The sequence below is a fragment of the Actinocatenispora thailandica genome (genome assembly GCF_016865425.1).
GTDB lineage: Bacteria > Actinomycetota > Actinomycetes > Mycobacteriales > Micromonosporaceae > Actinocatenispora > Actinocatenispora thailandica.
The window spans coordinates 2041908-2061882 of the sequence record NZ_AP023355.1 but is presented as its reverse complement, the minus strand read 5'-3'; the positions used below and the strand labels follow the sequence as shown (position 1 = coordinate 2061882).

At 73.9% G+C, this 19975-nt stretch carries 18 protein-coding genes; 5 read left to right on the top strand and 13 right to left on the bottom strand.

The genetic code is table 11. The features are described 5' to 3' along the window. Positions 1–125: 125 nt before the first annotated feature. From Athai_RS09090 to Athai_RS09055, 8 genes are all read right to left on the bottom strand, one after another. Positions 126–425 carry a hypothetical protein gene (locus Athai_RS09090; RefSeq protein ID WP_203961089.1) on the bottom strand — a complete coding sequence of 100 codons (300 nt, stop codon included), beginning with the start codon at positions 423–425 and terminating at the stop codon, positions 126–128. Further along, on the bottom strand, positions 362–616 hold the full coding sequence (locus Athai_RS09085; RefSeq protein WP_203961088.1) for a hypothetical protein: 255 nt from the start codon (positions 614–616) through the stop codon (positions 362–364). The genes Athai_RS09090 and Athai_RS09085 overlap by 64 nt, the downstream gene beginning before the upstream one ends. After that, positions 613–1890 (bottom strand): DUF58 domain-containing protein, encoded by a 1278-nt coding sequence (locus Athai_RS09080; protein ID WP_203961087.1) that lies wholly within the window; start codon positions 1888–1890, stop codon positions 613–615. The genes Athai_RS09085 and Athai_RS09080 overlap by 4 nt, the downstream gene beginning before the upstream one ends. A gap of 161 nt (positions 1891–2051) precedes the next feature. Then, the gene (locus Athai_RS09075) at positions 2052–3062 is read right to left on the bottom strand and encodes an AAA family ATPase (RefSeq protein ID WP_203961086.1); all 1011 of its coding nucleotides are present in this window, start codon (positions 3060–3062) and stop codon (positions 2052–2054) included. Further along, on the bottom strand, positions 3047–3535 hold the full coding sequence (locus Athai_RS09070) for a hypothetical protein (protein WP_203961085.1): 489 nt from the start codon (positions 3533–3535) through the stop codon (positions 3047–3049). Before Athai_RS09070 ends, Athai_RS09075 begins: the two co-directional genes overlap by 16 nt. Next, entirely contained in the window at positions 3532–4521 is a 990-nt protein-coding gene (locus Athai_RS09065) for a DUF4129 domain-containing protein (protein WP_203961084.1), read from the bottom strand. Before Athai_RS09065 ends, Athai_RS09070 begins: the two co-directional genes overlap by 4 nt. A gap of 103 nt (positions 4522–4624) precedes the next feature. Beyond that, the gene (locus tag Athai_RS09060; RefSeq protein WP_203961083.1) at positions 4625–5455 is read right to left on the bottom strand and encodes a nucleotidyltransferase domain-containing protein; all 831 of its coding nucleotides are present in this window, start codon (positions 5453–5455) and stop codon (positions 4625–4627) included. Positions 5456–5591: 136 nt separating this feature from the next. Continuing rightward, positions 5592–6611 carry a LacI family DNA-binding transcriptional regulator gene (locus Athai_RS09055; RefSeq protein ID WP_239156823.1) on the bottom strand — a complete coding sequence of 340 codons (1020 nt, stop codon included), beginning with the start codon at positions 6609–6611 and terminating at the stop codon, positions 5592–5594. Positions 6612–6753: 142 nt separating this feature from the next. Here Athai_RS09055 and Athai_RS09050 point away from each other — a divergent pair, with 142 nt between their 5' ends. Together Athai_RS09050 and Athai_RS09045 are read left to right on the top strand one after the other, a co-directional pair. Further along, on the top strand, positions 6754–7998 hold the full coding sequence (locus Athai_RS09050) for a DegT/DnrJ/EryC1/StrS family aminotransferase (protein WP_203961081.1): 1245 nt from the start codon (positions 6754–6756) through the stop codon (positions 7996–7998). Beyond that, positions 7995–8741 (top strand): SDR family NAD(P)-dependent oxidoreductase, encoded by a 747-nt coding sequence (locus tag Athai_RS09045; protein WP_203961080.1) that lies wholly within the window; start codon positions 7995–7997, stop codon positions 8739–8741. The genes Athai_RS09050 and Athai_RS09045 overlap by 4 nt, the downstream gene beginning before the upstream one ends. Positions 8742–8826: 85 nt before the next feature. Here the strand turns inward: Athai_RS09045 and Athai_RS09040 are convergent, their stop codons facing one another. Further along, complete coding sequence (locus Athai_RS09040) at positions 8827–11637, bottom strand: aldo/keto reductase (RefSeq protein ID WP_203961079.1); 2811 nt, start codon at positions 11635–11637, stop codon at positions 8827–8829. A 233-nt stretch (positions 11638–11870) separates the two neighbouring features. On the opposite strand from Athai_RS09040, the gene Athai_RS09035 reads away from it, so the two are divergent. The 3 genes from Athai_RS09035 to Athai_RS09025 all read left to right on the top strand — a co-directional run bounded on the left by Athai_RS09035 (position 11871) and on the right by Athai_RS09025 (position 14641). After that, positions 11871–12725, top strand: coding sequence for an amidohydrolase family protein (locus Athai_RS09035; RefSeq protein ID WP_203961078.1), 855 nt, complete (start codon positions 11871–11873; stop codon positions 12723–12725). A 102-nt stretch (positions 12726–12827) separates the two neighbouring features. Continuing rightward, the gene (locus Athai_RS09030) at positions 12828–13811 is read left to right on the top strand and encodes an acetylxylan esterase (protein ID WP_203961077.1); all 984 of its coding nucleotides are present in this window, start codon (positions 12828–12830) and stop codon (positions 13809–13811) included. Between the two features lie 89 nt (positions 13812–13900). Beyond that, the gene (locus Athai_RS09025; RefSeq protein ID WP_203961076.1) at positions 13901–14641 is read left to right on the top strand and encodes a GntR family transcriptional regulator; all 741 of its coding nucleotides are present in this window, start codon (positions 13901–13903) and stop codon (positions 14639–14641) included. A gap of 172 nt (positions 14642–14813) precedes the next feature. Here the strand turns inward: Athai_RS09025 and Athai_RS09020 are convergent, their stop codons facing one another. The 4 genes from Athai_RS09020 to Athai_RS09005 form a co-directional block, all read right to left on the bottom strand. After that, positions 14814–16787 carry a right-handed parallel beta-helix repeat-containing protein gene (locus Athai_RS09020; RefSeq protein ID WP_203961075.1) on the bottom strand — a complete coding sequence of 658 codons (1974 nt, stop codon included), beginning with the start codon at positions 16785–16787 and terminating at the stop codon, positions 14814–14816. A gap of 85 nt (positions 16788–16872) precedes the next feature. Next, the gene (locus Athai_RS09015) at positions 16873–17775 is read right to left on the bottom strand and encodes a carbohydrate ABC transporter permease (RefSeq protein ID WP_203961074.1); all 903 of its coding nucleotides are present in this window, start codon (positions 17773–17775) and stop codon (positions 16873–16875) included. A 10-nt stretch (positions 17776–17785) separates the two neighbouring features. Further along, positions 17786–18724: a carbohydrate ABC transporter permease gene (locus tag Athai_RS09010; protein ID WP_203961073.1), complete on the bottom strand. Its 939-nt coding sequence runs from the start codon at positions 18722–18724 to the stop codon at positions 17786–17788. Next, the gene (locus Athai_RS09005) at positions 18703–19947 is read right to left on the bottom strand and encodes an ABC transporter substrate-binding protein (protein ID WP_203961072.1); all 1245 of its coding nucleotides are present in this window, start codon (positions 19945–19947) and stop codon (positions 18703–18705) included. The genes Athai_RS09010 and Athai_RS09005 overlap by 22 nt, the downstream gene beginning before the upstream one ends. Between the last annotated feature and the right edge of the window lie 28 nt (positions 19948–19975).

Here is a 19975-nt window from a genome sequence, read left to right as displayed (position 1 = left end):
GCCGGCCCGCCGGCCCGCCGGCCCGCCGCTCGCGGCGGCGCGGCGTGCCCGGCGGCCTGCGGCTCGCGGCGGCGCGGCGTGCCCGGCGCCCGCCCGTCGCCGCTGAACGGCGGCGGCCGGACGGATCAGCGATCCGGTGCCGTCGACCGGGTCGGGGCGAAGGCAAGCCAGCCGGCGGCGGCCAGGGCGACGGCACCGATCGCGAACAGCAGCAGCGAACCCGGCACCGGCAACGCTTCCAGCGCAACGAGGACCAGCACGGTCGCGAGGACCGCGAGCACCGCCCGGCCGCGGCGACGCAGCCAGGCCCGCGGCCCCGGCCAGTGGTCGTCCGCCGCCTCGGCGGACAGCAGGTAGCCGGTCAGGGCGAAGCTCGCGCAGCAGCCGAGCGCCGCGCCGGCCAGCGGCGACGACGCGCCGGCCACCGCGAGCCCGCCCAGCAGTACCCCTGCACCGCGGTCAGCGTCACCGCCACGCCGCGGTGCCACCAGGCGCCCAGTACCAGGGTGAGGGTGCCGGTGATCAGCAGCAACCGGCCGCTGACCGGTCCGGACAGCGCCGGTACCACCAGCAGCACGGCGCCGGCGAGCAGCTGGGCGACCCGTACCGCCCTCACCGGGACCGCCCCCGCGGCGGCATCCGGCGAGCCAGCTCCAGCGCCGCGGACAGGCTCGCCGGATCCGCGGCCGGCAACGTCATCCCGCCCAGCTCGGCGATCTCGCGGGCCATGATCGCCCGTTCCGAATGCCACAGTTTCAACGCCGCCCCACCCGGGAACCCGTCGATCCCCGCCGGCGGTGCCCCGGCCGCCGGCTCCGCCGGCAGTGTGTCCAGTACCAGCATGGCCATTCCGCGCTCCCCCAGCCGCCGGACCACCTCGACGACGCGATCGGACAGCAGCGGAGTCAGCAGTACCACCAGGGCGCCCGGTGGCAGCGCGGGCAGCGGGATCCGCGGCGGGCCGGCGATCGGTACCGACCGGTCCCGGCGTACCGACAGCACCGAGTCGACGATCGGGTACAGGGTGCGCCGGCCCAGGCCGACCGGCAGCCAGCGCAACAGGCCGGACAGCGTCACCACACCGACCCGGTCGCCGGCGGCGAGCCACGAGGCGGCCAGGCTCGCCGCGGTACGCACCGACACGTCCAGGCTGCTGCCGCCCGCCGGCCCGACATCCGAGTACCCGTCGATCATGAGCACCACGTCGGTCAGCCGTTCGGCGTGCCGCAGCACCACGTGCGGCCGCCCGTACCGGGCGCTCGACGCCCAGTGCACCAGCCGGACCGGGTCGCCCGCCTGGTACGGCCGGATGCCGGCGAACTCGACGCCGGTGCCGGTGCCGGCCACCACGTGCTCGCCGACCAGCTGCGGCAGCCGGGCCGGATGCGGCGGAGCAGCCGGCGGCACGGTCTGCGGATAGACCGTCAGCTCACCCAGCGGTACCCGCAGCCGGGCCCGGTCGAGACCACCCGGGGCGAGCACCGTGACCAGCGCGTGCTTCAGATCGAGCCGTGCCCAGCACTGCGGTACCAGGGTGAAGGTGAACACGGTGGTCGCCGTGCGCACCGCGACGCCCTGGTTCGTGCCGTCCACCGGGAGGTCGTCGTCGAGCGTCACCGACAGCTGCTCGACCGGCGCCGGTACCGTGAGCCGCAACGCCAGGGTGACCGTGTCGCCCTCGACGCAGCGCGGCGGATCCAGCGACACCGTCGCGGTCAGCGTGTCCGGCCGGTCCCGCCGGGACCGCATCGCGAGCAGCAGCAGCGGCGGGGCCGCCAGCGCGAGCGCCGCCGGATGCCCGACGATCAGCGCGACCACCACCGCCGCGACCGCCAGCACGCCGAGCCGGGCCGCGGCGAGCGTGCGGCCGTACCGTACCGACAGGGGCACCGACGATGCGCCGCTGCCGGCCACCGTCGACCCGGTGGACGGCACTCCGGCGCCTCGCGGCCCGGCAGCCCCGGTGGGTACGGCGGTTGCGGGGTCGCCCGCGCTCGGGGTGGCCAGCGCGATCGCTTCCGGCGTCCCGGATGCCGGTTCGGGTGGGCCGCTCATCCGGCCCGGTCCAGCCGCGGGACCGGGACCCGGCCGACGATCTCGGCCAGGACCTCCGCGCCGCCGATCCGGCGCGCCCACATCTCCGGCCGCAGCCCGATCCGGTGCGCCAGGGCCGGTACCGCCAGCGCCTTGATGTCGTCGGGCAGCACGTAGTCGCGGCCGGCGAGCAGCGCCGCGGCCCGGGACGCGGCGAGCAGCGCGAGGCAGCCCCGGGGACTGGCACCGACCTGTACCGACGGGTGGGCCCGGGTGGCGTCGACCAGCGCGACGATGTAGTCGACCAGGTCGCGCGACACCTCGACACGTTCCACCGCGGCGCGCATTCCGCGCAGCGTGGCGGCGTCCAGCACCGGGTCGAGCGTCACCTCGGGGGTGTCCCGGGCCAGCCGGGCGACGAGCAGGTCCGCCTCCTGCGGCGGCGCCAGGTAGCCGATCCGGACCCGCAGCAGGAACCGGTCGAGCTGCGCCTCCGGCAGCGGGTAGGTGCCCTCGTACTCGATCGGGTTGTCGGTCGCGAGCACCAGGAACGGGTCCGGCAGTGGGCGGGCCGTGCCGTCCACACTGACCTGGTTCTCCGCCATCGCCTCCAGCAGCGCGGCCTGCGTCTTCGGTGGCGTGCGGTTGATCTCGTCGGCGAGCAGCACCTGGGTGAACACCGGGCCGGGCCGGAACGTCAGGTCACCGGTGCGCTGGTCGTACACGGTGGCGCCGAGCAGGTCGGCCGGCAGCAGGTCAGGAGTGAACTGGATCCGGGTGAAGTCCAGGCCGGTGACGGTGGCGAGCGACCGGGCGATCAGCGTCTTGCCCAGCCCCGGCAGGTCCTCCAGCAGCAGGTGGCCGCCGGCCAGCACGCCGGTGAGGACCAGCCGCAGCACGTCGGACTTGCCGATCACGGCCCGGCTCAGTTCTGCCAGCACGGCGTCGAGCCGCTCGGCGATCTGCGGCCCGGTCAGGGCCGGTGCGGTACCCACCCGGCTGTCGGCGACGCTCACAACGACTCCCATCGGTCGATCAGGCGAAGCAGGACGGTACGGCCCGGCGCCCGATCGGTGGCCTGCGGTGCCCGCGCCGGGCACACGTACGGCCAGAGGTCGGCGCCGATCGCGGCGCACGCGGCGGGCTCGTCGTCGAGGTCGATGCCGCGGTCGGCGAGCGCCGCACCGAAGTGCCGGCGCAGCAGCCGCCGGGTGCTCGGGTCGTACCGGGCGTTCGGCGTGGCCGCCCCGGACAGCTGGCCCTCGATCGCCCGCAGCGAGCCGTACCCGGCCAGCGGGTCGGCCGGCTCGTCCTCGGTACGGGCCGGGGGCCGTTCACCGCGGCCGGCCAGCACTCGCCCGGCGTACCGCTCGCGCAGCCCGACCAGCACGCAGACGACCACCACCGACAGCATCGAGACCACGCCGAGCCGGCCGCCGAGCGCGTACCCGGCACCGGCCGCGAGAACGGCGGCCAGCACGGCACCCGACGCCGCCCTCATCGCTGGCCCGACGGGTCGTGCGGCGTCGCGCCGGCGGCGCCGGGCGTACCACCGCCGGGCGCGCCGCCCGAAGCGGTACCGCCGCGCGCGTCGCCGCCGTGCCGGCCACTCTCCTGCCAGTCGCCGTCGTGCCGGTCGCCGTCGTGCCGGTCGCCGTCGTGCCGGTCGCCGCGGTGCCGGTCCAGCTCGGCGAGCACGCCGTCGAGGGCGCGGCGGGCCGCGGCAGTCGCATGCCGGTCCACCGGATGCGCGGAATAGCGGGCCTCCCCGAACAGCGCGACCAGGTCGGCGCCCGCACCGTCGGCGCGCAGCAGGCCGGCATCGGCGGCGCGGCGCACCACCTCGGCGGGCGTGTCGGCGTCCGCGGGCGCACCGGCACCGGCCGCGAGCGACCGCTCCATCGCCCGGTAACAGGCCAGCACGGCGCCGCGCGGGTCGTCGGCGGTGTCCAGCGCGACCCGGCCGGCGTGCGCGGCGGCACGCAGCGCGCCGGGCTCCGGCGGGGCGTCGACACCGCGCACCGGGGCACGGTCGGCGCGCGGCCGCAGCAATAGCGCGACCGCCACCGCGACCGCCACCACCAGCAGCGCGCCGACCAGCACCATCCACCGCGGCGGCTCCGGCAGCGGCTGCCGCGATCCCGGCGCTGTTCCGCCGGTCCCGGCCCCGCGCCGGTACGGCTCGCCGCCCCCGGTCAGCAGCGTGTAGACCACCACGCCGACCATCAGCAACAGGCCGAGCCCCATCGCGATCAGCAGGGCCGGCGGGATCGGCAGCCGTTGCACATCGCCGGGCTCGGGGCGGCGACGGTACCGGGCCGCCCGGGACACCGCGATCGGCGCCGACACGGCCAGTACCAGGAACCCGGCGGTCAGTACCCGAAACTGCAGCGAGCCGGGTTCGATGCCGACCAGGTTGTGCGCATCGGTGCGCGCGCCGCGTCCGGCGGCCAGCCCGACCGCGGCGACGACCAGCAGGGCCACCACGGGCAGCCACCGGCCAAGCACGGAAACGTACGCCCTCACACCCTCCACGACGCCTGGCGGGTGCCTCGCGTTGACGCCGAGATCGGATCGAGACCTGCTCGTATCAGTCGGGCAACGCCACGCCCAGCTCCCGGTCGAGGTGTTCGCGCAGCGCGGCGACCATCTCGGCCGGCCACGACGCGCCGCTGCGCTCCGCCAGCGCACGGGCCAGCGGCAGGAACAGCCCGGCGCAGGCCAGGTGCGCGGCCAGAACCGACTCGCGGGTCGCGGCGATCGGCGGCAGCGCGGCCAGCTGCGCCATCCGTTCCGGCGCAAGCAGGCTGCGCAGGTGCAGCGCGCCACCCGGGTCCGGCGCCGCGACCTCCTCGACCATCAGCTGGATCAGCAGGGTGCGGGCCAGTCCGGCGCCGGAGGCGCCGACCACGTACTCGTCCCGGCCGAGCACCACCGGAAGCAGCCCGAGGATGCGCAGGAACTCCCGGGTCAGCCGGTCCACCGCCGACGCCGCCGGCCCGGTGCGGGACGCCGGTCCCGCCAGCCGGGCGGCGAGGCCGTCCGGGTCGAACAGCGCCAGCAACCCGTCGGCGGAGCGCTCGGACAGCTCGTCCGGGTCGACGAACGAGACGTCGAAACGCAGCCAGCCGGCGGTGATGTGGTTGACCACCGTGCTGCCGAGCCGCTGGGTGTGCACGATCGGGGCGACCGACCCGGCCAGCCGGGACCAGTCGTCGAGCAGCGCGGGCCGGTCGGCGCCGGCCACCGCGACCAGCACGTCGACGTCGCTGTACCGGTCGCCGGCGCCCCGGCCGAGGCTGCCGGTCAGCCACGCCGCCCGGATCCGCTCGTCGGCCCGCAGCGCGGCCGTCAGCCGGCGCAGCAGCGCGTCTCGATCGGTCCGCGCCCCGGTCGTCGCGGCCGCTTCCGGAACGTCCACCGTGCCTCCCACCGTCCGCGCCGTGCGGCGCCACCCCGCCCGATCGTGCGGCGGCCGTTCTCGGCCGTGCAGCGGGCCCTGGTCGCACGGTATCCCCGCCGTCCCGGACCGCACGCCGGGCCCCGTCGTGGCGGGGTCAACGGGGCGGCGCGGCCGACGAGTCGCGCACCACGAGCGTCACCGGCAGCGGCGCGGGCTGGTGCGGGTGCCGGCCGGCGCGCAGTTCGGCGGCCAGGCCGCTGGCCAGCCGGCCCTTCGCGGTCAGGTCCTGGCGGACGGTGCTGAGTGCGGGGTCGGCCGATCCTGCGGTCGGGGTGTCGTCGAACCCGACGACGGTGAGCTGATCGGGCACCCGCAGGCCGAGCCGGCGGGCGGCGTCCAGCACCCCGGCCGCCAGCTCGTCGGACAGGCACAGTACGGCGGTGGGCCGGGCGCCGGTCGTCAGCAGTGCGGCGGCGGTGCGGGCGGCGGCCGGCCGGGAGATGCCGGCGGCGACCCAGACGGCCGGTTCGATCCCGGCCCCGGCCAGCACCTCGCGGTAGCCGGCGTACCGCTCCCGGTCCACCCGGTACCGGCTGGCCAGCGCCTGCCGGAGGTCGACCGGTCCACCCAGGTTGCCGGCACTCAGCGGGGTACCGAGGACGGTGACGTCGCGGTGCCCCAGCTCGACGACGTGTCGGGCCGCGGCGGCGGCGCCGGCCCGGTCGTCGGTGCGCACCAGCGTCGCGCCGCGCCGGGCCGGCCCGTCGAGTACCACCAGCGGCAGCCCGCGCTCGCGCACCGCTCGCAGCACGGGTGCCCGGTCCGGCAGCGAGTACGCCACGGCGCAGTCGACGTGCGCCTCGCGCAACTGGGCCGGGGCGGCGGCACCGCCGGGTACCAGCAGCAGCGCGTCGGGGGCGACGGCGGTGGCGAGGGCGTCCAGGGTGATCGACAGGGCCGGGTCGCAGAACGCCGTGGACACGCTCGCGTCCAGCAGGAACGCGAGCGCACCGGACCGGCGGGCGGCGAGGCTGCGGGCGACCGGGTGCGGTCCGGGGTAGCCGAGCCGGCGAGCCACCCGGAGGATCTCGCCGCGCAGCGCGGCGGAGAGCTGGTCGGGCCGGTTGTACGCGTTGGACACGGTCGCCCGGGACACCCCGGCGGCGGCGGCCACGTCGTCGAGCGTGGGGTGGCGGCGGGTGGCGGGCTCACCCCGCCAGCCTACGAGACGCACCCGGTCGGCGCCCGGAACCCTGGACGCGTCTGAAGCGCTCTAGATAGGATGACGTTGTCCGCACACGCCAAGGGGGTGCACGATGAGCTTCACCGTTCCGTACAGCGGGGTGTCCAACCGGCTCGGCGAGGCCGAGATCGCCGCGGTCGTCGACGCGCTGCGGTCCGACACGCTGGCCATGGGGCCGCGCGGCGCCGAGTTCGAGCGCCGGTTCGCCGACCGGATCGGCGCCAGGCACGTGCAGGCGACCAGTTCGTGCACGAGCGCGCTGTTCCTCGCCGCGCAACTGCTCGACCTCGGCCCCGGCGACGAGGTGATCACCACCCCGCAGACGTTCTGGGTCACCACCTGGCCACTGCAGGCCCGCGGCTGCCGCATCCGGTTCGGCGACATCGACCCGAACAGCCTCACCCTCGACCCGGCCACGATCGAACCGCTGATCACCGAGCGGACCCGGTCGATCTGGGTGGTGCACCACGGCGGCCAGGCCACCGACATGGACCCGATCATGGCCCTCGCCCGACGGTACGGGTTGAGCGTGGTGGAGGACTGCGCGCATGTGCCCGGCGGCACCTACCGCGGGCGGGCGCTCGGCACCATCGGCGACATCGGCTGCTTCAGCTTCCACTCGCTGAAGAACATGACCACCGGCGAGGGCGGCGCGCTGGTCACCAACGACGACCGGTACGCGGAGATGGCCCGGGCGCTGGGCACCATCCACACCTGGGGCGACACCGTGGCCCGCCGAGACCCGCACATCGGGCCCTACCCGCAGCCGGCGTACTACCGGGACGCGCACGTGCGATCGTCCTACACGCTGGACTACCGCGACGGGCGTTACCTGGTGGGCAACAACTACCGGATGAGTGAGCTGTCCGCGGCGCTGGGGATCGCCCAACTCGACCGGCTGGACGAGCTGAACGACCGCCGCCGTGCGATCGCCGCCCGGCTCGACGACGGGTTGCGCGACGTGCCCGGGATCGGCCTGCAGGTGGCGAAGCCGTACGCGCACCACATCTACCACCTGTACACGATCTTCTACGATCCGGCCGCGGTCGGCGCACCGAAGGACGACTTCCTGCGCCACCTGCAGGAGGTGGAGGGGGTCGAGATCGTCCTGCGGTACTTCCCGATCCACCTGCTGCCGGAGTTCCGCGCCGCCGGCCACAGCTACGGCGAGTGCCCCGTCGCCGAACGCACCTACTTCGAGCACCAGGTGCAGCTGCCGATCTACCCGCACCTGACCGACGCGCAGATCGACCACCTGATCGGCGCGGTACGCCGCGGCGTCGCGGCGCTGCGGTCCGGCGCGCGGAGCCCGCGATGAGCCCGCGGGCCCGGGTGGCGCTGGTGACCGGGGCGTCCCGCGGCCTCGGTGCGGCTATCGCGACGGCGCTGGCCGCGGACGGCGCCGCGGTGGCGGTGAACTACGCGCGCGACGCCGCGTCGGCGGACGCGGTGGTGGCGGCGATCGAAGCGGCCGGCGGCCGGGCCGCGGCGTTCCGTGCCGACGTCACCGACGAGGCCGAGGTGACCAGCCTGCACCAGGCGGTCGTCGCGGCGCTCGGCGAGGTGGACGTGCTGGTGGCCAACGCGACCGGCCCGCAGCCGGAGATCGGCGTCGAGTCGCTGCGGGTCGACGACCTGCTGACCCAGTTCCGGTTCTTCGCGGTGAGCCCACTGCTGCTGGCCCAGCAGGTACTGCCGGGGATGCGCCGACGCGGCTGGGGCCGCATCGTGCAGATCGGCTCGGAGGCGTTCGAGCTGGGCACGCCGGGCTCCAGCGCGTACGTGGCGGCCAAGGGCGCGCAGCTGGGCCTGACCCGGTCCTGGGCGCGCGAGCTCGGCGGCACCGGGGTCACCGTCAACCTGGTCGCGCCCGGCTTCGTCCCCACCGAGCGGCACGTCGGGGTGCCCGACGCCGACCGCGACCGGTACGCCCGGGGCGTACCGATGGGTCGGCTCGGCACCGCCGACGAGGTCGCGGCGGCGGTGACGTACCTGGCGTCGGACCGGGCGGCATTCCTGACCGGGCAGCGCATCGCGGTCAACGGCGGCAACACGCTCTGAGCAGCAACCGCGCGCCGCACCCGGCGGTCCCGCCCGGTCACCGCTGCGGGCGGCCGGCCGCGGTGTGCTGCGCGGTGCGGTCCGGCTATCCGGCCAGCAGCGACGGCGGGACGAAGCCCGCGCCGGCCAGCCGGTGCCACAGCTCGTCCGGTACCGGCGTCGCCGCCGCCCGGACGTTGCCGGACACCTCGTCCGCCGAGCGGCACCCGACGACGACCGACCGGACGGCCGGGTGCAGGTACGGGAACTGGATGGCCGCGGCGGCCAGCGGCACGTCGTACTCGGCGCAGATGGCCCGGCACAGCTGCGCGCGGGCGAGCGCCTCCGCCGGCACCGGGCGGTAGTGGAACATCGCGGCCGGGTTCGGATCGGCCAGCAGCCCGGTGTTGAACACCCCGCCGACCACCACCGCGGTACCGAGTCGCTGGCACAGCGGCAGCAAGCGGTCGGCGGCGTCGTGGTCGAGCAGCGAGAGGCGGCCGGCGATCAGCACCACGTCCGGCTCGTACCGTTCGACGAGGTCGGCCAGCGGACCGCAGTTGTTCATGCCGAAACCGATCGCGCGCACCAGGCCCTCGTCGCGCAGCCGGCGCACCGTCGGGTATCCGGTCGCCGCCACCTCGTCTGCGAACTCGTCCGGGTCGTGCAGGTAGACGATGTCCACTGTGGACCGGTTGAGCCGGCCCAGGCTGTCCCGCAGCGACGCGCGGATGCCGGCCTCGGACCAGTCCGGGACCACCGTGGTGGATGCGGCCGCACCGGTGCCGGGTCGGAGCCGCCAGCCGACCTTGGTGGACACGATCGGGGCCGGCTCGCCGGTCGGCAGCAGCGCGCCGAGCCGGGTCTCGGCGAGGCCGTGGCCGTAGCGCGGCGCGGTGTCGAACAGCCGGACGCCGGCCGACAGTGCGGTCGCCACCGTGGCGGCGGCGTCCGCCTCGGACACCTCGCTGAACAGCCCGCCCAGGGGCGCGGTGCCGATCCCGAGTCGTGGCAGCTCAACGACGGTCATCGTGGTCCCCGGATCGTGCCGCGGCGCCCGGTAGGTGGGCGACTCGGTTCGTGGTGTCAGCGCGAGCGCGAGCCGCAACCGGCTGCGCGCCGGCAGCTCCACCCGCAGGTAGCGGGCCTCGACCGGCCGCGGCGGCCCGTCGTCGACGGCGACCGTGCGCAGCCGGTGCTCGGCGAAGGTACCCGCCTGCACGATCAGGGCTCGTGGCGCTGCGGCGAGGTTCACCAGTTCGACCACGGTGTGCCCCGGATCGGTGTCGGTGACCAGCGCGGCGACGTCGGCCGGCAGGCCCGGCCGGCCCGCGCCGGCATCGTGGTAGCGCAGGTGCAGCCGCACCAGCCCACCGTTGTAGAGCACCTGGGGCGACCCGGTGGTCAGCAGCAGCAGCGCCTCGGTGAGTACCGGGTTGCGGTCCTGCCAGTGGTGGATGTCCAGGGCGCTCGGGCCGGTCGCCGGATCGAGCGGGTCGTGGTCGATCGCCTCGACCCGCTCGGCGGTCACCGCGAGCGCGGCGCGCAGCGTCCGCTCCGGGAAGTGCGGGTTGCGCCCGGCGAGGAACTCGTACCACGGCTCCTCGTGTCCGGCCTCCTCCTTGCGTCGCTGCGGGTGCACCGCGGTCCAGTCCCAGCTGGCGCCGGCCCGCAGCCGTTCGATCCGGTCCCGGTCGGCCGGGTCGCGGCTGACCTGCCACAGCGTGATCGGCCAGGCCGCGGCGAGCACCGTGTGGTCGAACCAGCCGGAGTCGTTGTGTCGCTGCGGAACCATCAGGGTGGTCTCGCCGTCCATGGTGGACAGTTGCGGTCGCCACCGGCCGGCGAGGGTACCCATCTGGTCGGGTCGGCGCGCCGACGCGTGCGCCAGCGTCGCGTCCAGCGGGTTGCGAGCGAGGTCGAGATACCCCGGGTCGCCGGACAGCAGCTGGGCGTTGACGGCACCGATCAGGGTGGCCGGGGCGACCGAGTGCAGCCCGTGCGGCCACGCCCAGCCGTAGTGCCCGCCGTACCAGCGGCCGTCCAGGTGCTGGCCGACCACGCCGGTGCTGCCGGCGTTGTCCGGCAGCACCTCCCGCCCGGTGAGCCGGTCCCGCCATGCCATCACGTAGTCGAGCACCCAGTCGGCGTAGCGCCGCTCCCCGGACAGCAGGTACGCGTTGGTCGCGAGGCTGGTGACCGCCAGGTTGACGACGGTGTCGCCGCGCCCCATCCGCCGGTCCATCTCCCGCCCGTACGACCGGGCGCGGTGCGGATCGCCGGCCAGCTGGTCGAAGTCGGTGACACCGTCGACGAAGTCCAGCGGCAGGCCGTAGGGCCGCAGCGCCGGGCTCCACGGGAAGTACGTGTCGGAGTCGACGAACCCGTACCGCGGCCCGTCGGCGCCGGTGTGCGGGGCGCGGATCACCCGGTGCACCGGGTCGTAGTTCGGGCCGCCCGGCAGGTACAGGTCGGCGAACCGCAGGCCGAGTTCGCGCAGCGCCGCGTCGTCCGGGTCGGCGAGGCACAGGGCGTAGTAGAGCAGCAGCCCCTCGCCCTGGTGGAACCAGTCGTAGCCGCGTTCGATCCCGTCCCGCAGCATGCCCATCTCGGTGAGCTGGGCGGTCACCCCCTGCCAGTGCCGGCGCGCCGCGGCCAGGATCGCCGGGTCACCGCCGAGCAGGTACAGCGTCGGCCAGTTGAAGAACGGCTCGTAGAAGTCGTCCACGCCGTCCCGGTCGTCGAGCCCCTGGCCGAGCCGGTCGGTGAACACCAGCCGGCCGTCTCCCCGGGTGTACCGGTCGGAGAAGCGCCGCCACGCCACGTCCTGCGCGGCGAACAGCTCCCGCTCCAGCCGCGCCCAGTCCGGCGCCTCGGTGACGGGCCGGCTTGCCCGTACCGTCGGGGTGCGGGTCATCGTGGCACCGCCGGCCCGCTGCCGTGGTCGCCGCATTCCCGGCCGGCGGCCGGCGGTGCGCACCGTGGCCGGCACCGGGCCCGTCGCCGCTGCGGGGTGCCCCGCTCGGGAGGTTCGCGCACTGCCCATCACCCGACCGTCTTAATCGCTGATCGATACCCGATGGCTAAGATCTTCACGAGCCGCGCCGGGCCTGTCAACACCGGCGGCCGGCCGTACGGGAGCGAGCACGCATGATCGACTGTCACGCCCACCTGTGGGACCCGGCCGCCGGGCACCCGTGGATACGTCCCGGTTCACCGCACCACCGCTCCTTCGGTATCGACGATCTGGCCGCGGCCGACGCGGGTACCGGCGCCGAGTCGACCGGAACGATCCTGGTCGAGGCGTCGCGCGGGGACGCCGGTGAGACGCTCGCGCTCGCCGAGACATACCGCACCCACCCCGGCCTGGTGGCCGGCTATGTGGCCAACCTGCACGTACATGCCGCGGCCGGGCCGGCACGGTTCGCCGCGCTGCTGGACCGGCTGGGCGCCCACCGCCCGCACGGCATGCGGCTGGGCGGTGCGGAACTGGCGGACACGCCGGCGCCGGAGCGAGCGCTGCTGCCGGTGCTCGCCGAGCGCGGTGTGGTGCTGGAACTCCACCTCGGTCGGAACGCGCTCACCGACGCCGCGGCGCTCGCGGCCCGCGAGCCGGCGCTGACGGTGGTCGTCGACCACCTCGGCAACCCGCCCCACCTTCGCACCGATGGACTGGCCGGCTGGCGCCGCGGCCTGGCGCTCGCCGCGGCCCGACCGAACGTGGTGGTGAAGCTCTCCGGGCTGGCGACCCAGCAGCGCGGCGTACCGGGTGGCCGGGTCGCCGCGCTGGTCGGCGAGGTGGTCGACGCCGTCGGGCCGGACCGGTGCGTCGTCGGGTCGGACTGGCCGATCTGCCTGCCGGCCGCCACCCGGGCCGAGTCGCTCGCGCTGGCGCGGGCCGGCCTGGCCGGGCTGACCGCGGCGGAACGCGAACGAGCGCTGGCCGGCACGGCCACCCGGATCTACCGGCTGCGTCCGGCGCGGCACGGCGGGTCGGCGAGTTGACATGCTCCGGGCCGGCTGGTTGACATGCTCCGGGCCGGCTGGTTGCATGCCATAGATGATCGATAGGCGATGATCCGTCGCCCCGACCGCGGAGACACCACGATGGCCCTCTTCGACCTGCCCCTGGAGCAGCTCGAAACGTACCTGCCGGAGCTGCCCGAACCGGTCGACTTCGACGAGTTCTGGGCCAAGACGCTCGCCGAGCAGCGGGCGCACGAACTCGCCGCGCGGTTCGAGCCGGTACCGAACGGGCTCGCCACGATCGACACCTACGACGTGACGTTCCACGGCTACGGCGGGCACCCGATCCGCGGCTGGCTCCAACTGCCGGCCGCCCGCAGCGGCCCGCTGCCGGCCGTCGTGGAGTACCTGGGCTACGGCAGCGGACGGGGGGTGCCGCACGAGAAGCGGCTGTGGGCCGACGCCGGCTACGCGCACCTGGTGATGGACACCCGCGGGCAGGGCGCCGAGACACCCGATCCCGACCCGGCCAGCGGCGACGTCGCCGCCCCCGGCTTCCTCACCCGGGGCATCCTCGACCCGTACCGGCACTTCTACCGACGGCTGTACACCGATGCGGTGCGGGCGGTCGAGGTGGTGCGTGGGCACCCGGCGGTCGACCCCGGCCGGGTCGCGGTCGCCGGGACCAGCCAGGGCGGCGGGATCGCACTCGCCGCCGCGGGACTGGTACCGGACCTCGCGGCGGTACTGCCCGACGTGCCGTTCCTGTGCCACTTCCCGCGGGCCACCACCATCACCGACAAGCCGCCGTACGTCGAGGTCTCGCAGTACGTCAAGCTGCACCGCGAGCACGCCGGCACGGTGCCGCGGACCCTGGCGTACTTCGACGCGGCCAGCCACGCCCGGCGGGCCAGCGCGCCGGCACTGTTCTCGGTGGGCCTGATGGACCACATCTGCCCCCCGTCCACCGTGTACGCGGCGTTCAACCACTACGGCGCGCTGGGCGCGGCGGGCGCCGACAAGCAGATCCACCCGTACCCGTTCAACGACCACGAGGGCGGTGGCCCGACACACGAGGTGGTCAAGCTCGGGTGGCTCGCGGAACGCCTGAAAACCGCCGCCTGACAACGATCCGCCGCGGGCGTCCGTCGGCCTCCGGCCGGCCCCGCGTGCGTATCATGGGTGCGGTCCGGGCAGCGCACGATGGGACGTTCATGGCATCGAGACGACAGGACAGCGGCGCGGCCGGTGGCTTCGCCACCACGCTGGCCACCAACAAGGGCCAGTTTCGCAACACCCTGATCTCCGACCGGGTGTACGAGCTGCTCCGGCAGGCGATCGTGGACGGCGAGCTGGCGCCCAACGAGCGGGTGGTCGAGTCGGAGATCGCCCGCCGTCTCGGAGTCAGCCAGGCGCCGGTCCGGGAGGCGGTCAAGCAGCTGGCCCGGGAGGGGCTGCTGATGCACGTGCCGCGGCGCGGGAACTTCGTCGTCGAGATCTCCACCGAGGACGCCGACCACGCGCGGCAGGTCCGGGAGCCGCTGGAACGGCTCGCCGCGCAGCTGGCCACCGGCCGGCTCACCGACGAGCAGCTGGCCGAGCTGGACGAGCTGGTCGACCAGATGCACCGAGCGGTCGCAGCCAACGATCTGAGCCGGTTCCGGGATGCCGACATCGCCTTCCACACCCTGGTCAGCCGCAGCGCGGGGAACCCGTTCCTGTTCCGGATGTGGGAGGTGCTGGAGCCCAGCCTGCGGGCGCTGCACGCGATCGCCGACCCGCTGTTCGAGGGCGACTGGCACGCGATGGCCGACGAGCACGGCCGGCTCGTCTCGTTGTTGCGGGCCGGCGACGCGGCTGCCGCGGCGGAGGCGTTCGCCGGGCATGCCGCCGGCCGCGCGCCGGTGCCGGACCGGCGCACCGCCAAGAAGACCGCCCGCCGCAAGCGTCCCTGACACCGGCGGGCCCGCTCCGGCGCCGCCGCGCGAGCCCGCTGTGGCTCCCGGCCGCGAGCCGGCCCCGGCGCCATGTTGCGAACCCGGGTCCGGCGCGACGCCGGGCGAGCGACGCGGCGGCGGATCGGGCCGGCAACCGACCCGATCCGCCGCGCACACTGCCGGCCGGCGCTCAGCGCCGGGCGCCTGCGGTCCACATCACCGCACCGTACTGGTAGGCCCCGAGGCTCGGCGTCGGATCGGTGGAACCGTCGTTGATTCCGGGCAGCGGGATCGCCTGGTTGCGGGCCGGCGAGTCGGCGCTGAGCCGGTAGTCGTGGCCGGCCGCGTCGACGAACTTCGGATCGACGTCGCCGCCGAGGTTGTGGGACAGCACCATGCCGCCGTCGGTGGCGCCGTCCGAGCCGGCGATCGTGCCGATGTTGTCGTACACCTTCGTCCCGGTCGACTGGCCGGGCCCCTTGACGTAGAACAGGGTCATCCCGCCGGTGTTGTTGTAGACCCCGTTGTCGTGCGACCCCGAACCGAGCCCGTTGAGCATCACCGTACCCTCCAGGTTGTTCCACCCCACGTTGTTCGCGATGACCAGGTCGCTCTGCCCGTTGTCGGCGTACACCCCGGCGACCGCGAACGGCGTCACCCCCGGCGTCGGCGTACCGTCGTGCAGCAGGTTGTGGTCGATCGAGGTCTGCCGCATGTCCGCACCGCAGCAGGTGTAGATCCCCGCGGTGTCCAGGCTGAGCCGGGCGTACTGCGAGATGTCGTTGTAGGCGATCCGGTCCGCACCGGCGGACCCGTCGGCGTCGACGCCCCACTGCAGGTTGATGCCGCTGCGGCCGAGCCGGTACATGGTGTTGTGGGTGACCGTCTGGCTGTTGCCCTGCACCGCGACCCCGGCCGCGTAGGTGCCGAGGTAGTCGACGTCGTGGATCACGTTGTCGGTCGCGGTGTTGTGGCTGCCGGCCAGCGCGATGCCGTTGCCGGCGCTGTAGGCGAGGTCGCTGTCGAGCACGGAGTTGTTGCTGCCCTTGATGATCAGCCCGGTGTCCGCGACACCTCGGGTCACCGTGGAGCCGCAGTCGGTGGCGCCCCGGGTGATGTCGGTGTAGTGCGACAGGTACCGCCCGGTGAGGTGGTCGAGCAGCACGTGGCTGCTGGCCGTCCCGGTGCGCACGGTCGAGGCGAACAGGCCGAGACCGGTGACGGTGGTGTAGCTGGCCTCGTCCAGGTCGAAGGCGAACTGCCGCCGCTTGGCGGTGATCCGGTGCCCCGCCGGGTCGTCCGCGCTGTAGATGTAGAGCTGCTTCGCCGCCGGATCGTAGAACCACTCCCCCGGGTGGGCGAGTTCCCCGATCTTGCCGGACAGCGCGTACCGGGTGTCGGTGGGCACCACCTTGTGCACGCACGGCGGCGCCGCGCTGAGCACCACCGATCCCACCTCGGAGCTCTGTACCGTGGTGGTGGCGGAGACGTACCAGTAGCCGGTCAGCGCGCGGGCACCGGTCCAGTAGCCGGCGGGCCGGTCCAGCGCCGCGTCGACGATGGTCGCGTCGGCGCTGCCCGCGCCCGCGTGCTCGATCGTCGGCGTGACCAGATCCAGCCCCGGATAGGGGAACTGCGCCTCCACGTCCATCCGCCGGTCGGTGAACACCTGCACCGTCGTCACGTCCGCGCCGAGGTCGACGCCCGCTCGGTACACGTGGCCGTCGGCCACGGCGGCGCTGAACGCCGAGTCCGCGGCGTACGGGTCGGTCTTCGCGATCCGGTCGACGTCGGCGCTGGTGACCCGGGCGAAGCCGGTCACCGGATCGGCGCCGGTGACCGTGACGTGTGCCCCGGGTACCGGCCGGTAGGTGATGGGCCGGCCCTGCAGGCCGGATCGGGCCGGTGTGACCGTCTCGGCGTAGGTGCCGGAGCCGATCAGGCAGGTGTCGCCCGGTTCGAGCACGTCGGCGCACCGCTGCAGGTGCCGGAACGCGGTCGCCATCGAGCGGCCGGGTGCCGCGTCGTTGCCGCTGGGTGAGACGTAGTAGGTGGCGCCGGCGCCGTGCAGGTGCCCGGCGACGGCGGGGGTGCCGGTGGCGCCGAGCGCCACCGCGGCGAACGCGCCGGCCAGTGCCGGCGCGAAGAGTCTGGTTCTCCGCACGTGCGTGTCCTTCCGGTACTCGGACGGTTCACTGTGGACGGTCCCCCGTGCAGCGGGCCGGCCCGGACGCGGGCCGGCCCGGGTGTCAGCCCTTCACGGCTCCGACGGTGAGCCCGCTGACGATGTGCCGTTGCAGGTAGATGAAGAAGATGATCACCGGCGCGACCGCGAGCAGCAGGTTCGGGAACACCTTCGTCAGATCCGTGGAGTACTGGCTGATCCCGGCGTAGATCGCGGTGGTCACGGTGTAGTGCCCGGAGCCGGGGCTGAGCAGCATCTGCGGGCTGACGAAGTCGTTCCAGATGCCGATCGAGTTGAGGATCAGCACCGTCACCACCGCCGGCCGCATCAGCGGGAACACGATCCGCCAGAACGTCCGGTAGCGGCCGGCGCCGTCGATCGCCGCCGCGTGGTCGATGTCGACCGGGATCGTCCGGATGAACCCGACGAACAGGAAGATGCTCACCGGCAGGGTGGACGCCACGTCGTGCGCGACCAGGCCGGTGATCGTGTTCACCAGTCCGACCGCGCGCAGTACGTAGATGACCGGGATGACCACCGCGGCGCCGGGAATGAAGGTGCCGGCGAGGAAGTACAGCAACAGCAACCTGGTCCGGCGCCGCGCGCTGCGCGCGATCACGTACGCGGCCGGGCCGGCCATCGCGATGCACAGCACGTCGACCACCACGACCAGGAAGACGGTGAAGCCGTACCCGCCGATCACGTTGAACTGCGGGCTCTCGATGGCGTCCAGCAGGTACCGCCCGGTCAGCTCGCTCAGCGGAATGCCGAACGGGTTGTCCGCGATCTGCTGCTGCGGCTTGAAGCTGTTCACCAGGAGCAGGTAGACCGGCACCGCCATCGCGACGAACAGCAGCCCGAGCATGACCAGCCGCAGCGGCGACGGCCGCCGGCGCCGCCGCGGCCGAAGCGACTCGGGCGCGCGGAAGGCGGACGGCGTCGCCTCGGTCTCGGTCTGTACCACCACGTGCGCTCTCCTATCCTGCCGCCGCCTGGTCCTGCCGGTTGCGCAGCGCGGTCACCAGCAGCGCCAGCGCCGCCGACACCACCATCAGGAACACCGCCTGCGCGGTCGCGTAGCCGACCTTGGTACCGGCGAACGACCGGGCGAGGATCAGGTACGAGTAGGTCTGGGTGGAACCGGCCGGGCCGCCTCCGGTGAGGCTGACGATCAGGTCGTACGCGCGGATCAGCCCGACCAGGTTGAGCACCGTGGCGACGGTGACCACCGGCGCGATCATCGGCACCACCACCCGGCGGTTGGTCTGCCACCTCGACGCGCCGTCGATCGCCGCCGCCTCCAGCAGTTCGGCCGGCACCGTCTGCAGCGCGGCGACGAACAGCACCACGTTGAATCCGAACCCGGCCCACACGATCACCCAGATCAGCGAGACCAGCGCGAGGTGCTCGTCGAACAGGAAGCCGACCGGGCCGATCCCGAGCTTGGCCAGCGTGGAGTTGACCGCGCCGTTGGTGCCCAGGATCGCCGCCCACAGGTAGCCGAGGATCAGCGCGCTGATCACGTGCGGGTAGTAGGCGAGGGCGCGGAAGAACGAGTTGGACCGCGACCGTCCCTTGAGCAGCAGGGCGTACGCGAGTCCGCCGCCCACCATGCCGATCGTGCCGACGACCGCGATGGCCGCCGTGACGTACCAGGCGTGCGTCGAGTCCGGATCGGCGAACAGGTGCCGGTAGTTGGCGAGCCCGACGAACAGCGCGTCGGAGAACCCGTTCCAGTTGGTCAGGCTCAGGTAGACCGCCACCCCGACGGGGACCACCGTCATCACGGTGTACAGCGCGACGGCCGGCCCGGCCATGCCCAGCGACACGGCGGTCTCGCGCAGCCGGGTCGAACCGCGGCCGGCGCGCTCGCCGGCCGCGGCCCGCCGGCGGATCAGCTCTGCGAGTTCCACCACGTGTCCAACCCGTTCGCGACCTTGCTGGCCGAGGCCCCCGAGTACAGCGACTGGACCTCGGTGTTGAGTTCGTTGCTGTAGCCGTCGATCGGTTGCCGCGCGCCGGCCTTGACGAACACCGACGGCGCGGCGTCCAGGATCTTCTGCACCGAGGCGCCCAGGCTGGACATGTCGTAGGGCATCCCCCGGCGCAGGTTGCCGTCGGCGGCGAGCTGGCTCTTGACCGCCGTCGGGTCGGTGACGAGCCACCTGACGAACTCGATCGCCTCGGCCTTGTGCGGCGAGTTGTTCACCACCAGGTAGGGGTCGGCGATGTTGCCGAACTGCCCGGACGGGTACCTCCCGTCGGTCGGCATGGTGAACACGCCGAGCTGGTCGCTCTTCTTGGCCTGGTCGGCCGCGGGGACGAAGAACGAGCCCATCATGTACATCGCGGACTTGCCGTTGAGGAAGGCGTTCTGGCCGTCGGCGTAGGTGAGCCCGAGCGCGCTCTTCTGCAGGTACCCGGCGTCGATCCAGCTCTTGTACCGTTTCAGGTAGTCGAGGTAGCCGCTGGTGGCGAAGCTGACCTTGCCGCTGGCGCGCTTGGTGGTCCAGTCCGGGTCGGCGGTGAGCACGCCGGAGTCGGCCAGCAGCGAGAACTGCGCGCCCGGCACCCATTGCCCGGCGGTCTGCAGCGGCGTGTAGCCCGCCTTCTTCAGCGCGCCCATCGCCGCGGTCAGCTGGTCGAGGGTCTTGATCGACGCCGGATCGAGCTTCGCCTTGGCGAACGCCGCCTTGTTGTAGAACACCAGCGACTGGATCTGTTCTCCGACACCGACGAGGTAGCGCTTGCCGTCGACCGCGTACTGGTCGGCGAGCGGAGTCTGCTTCGTCCAGGCCTGGTCGGTCAGGTCGGCGAACAGGCTGGCGTTGTCCTTGGTCGGGGTGATCTGCTGGGCGATGTCCGGCGGGTCGCCGGCGGCGAGGTCCTGGTTGAGTTTCGCGCTGGCCGAGATGGTTCCGGTCAGCTCCAGCTTGACGTGCACGCCGGGGTGCGCCTTCTCGTACGTGGCGAACAGCTTCGTCCAGTACTGCTGCGTCAGGTTCGGCGTGATGTTGACGATGATGCGCAGCGTCGTCTGGCCGGGCTTGTCGCCTGAGCCGCCACATGCCGCGGTCGAGGCCAGCACGGCGGTGGCCGCGACAACGGCGATGCCGGCCCGACGCAACAGACGTCTCATGTCCGCCTCCGTTAACAGAGTCGTAAAT

Bases quoted from the DNA above. Each gene is read 5' to 3' on its own strand.
- Athai_RS09040 (WP_203961079.1), bottom strand. From the start codon at position 11,637: ATGACCCGCACCCCGACGGTACGGGCAAGCCGGCCCGTCACCGAGGCG.
- Athai_RS09025 (WP_203961076.1), top strand. From the start codon at position 13,901: ATGGCATCGAGACGACAGGACAGCGGCGCGGCCGGTGGCTTCGCCACC.
- Athai_RS09050 (WP_203961081.1), top strand. From the start codon at position 6,754: ATGAGCTTCACCGTTCCGTACAGCGGGGTGTCCAACCGGCTCGGCGAG.
- Athai_RS09045 (WP_203961080.1), top strand. From the start codon at position 7,995: ATGAGCCCGCGGGCCCGGGTGGCGCTGGTGACCGGGGCGTCCCGCGGC.
- Athai_RS09075 (WP_203961086.1), bottom strand. From the start codon at position 3,062: ATGGGAGTCGTTGTGAGCGTCGCCGACAGCCGGGTGGGTACCGCACCG.
- Athai_RS09005 (WP_203961072.1), bottom strand. From the start codon at position 19,947: ATGAGACGTCTGTTGCGTCGGGCCGGCATCGCCGTTGTCGCGGCCACC.
- Athai_RS09070 (WP_203961085.1), bottom strand. From the start codon at position 3,535: ATGAGGGCGGCGTCGGGTGCCGTGCTGGCCGCCGTTCTCGCGGCCGGT.
- Athai_RS09030 (WP_203961077.1), top strand. From the start codon at position 12,828: ATGGCCCTCTTCGACCTGCCCCTGGAGCAGCTCGAAACGTACCTGCCG.
- Athai_RS09035 (WP_203961078.1), top strand. From the start codon at position 11,871: ATGATCGACTGTCACGCCCACCTGTGGGACCCGGCCGCCGGGCACCCG.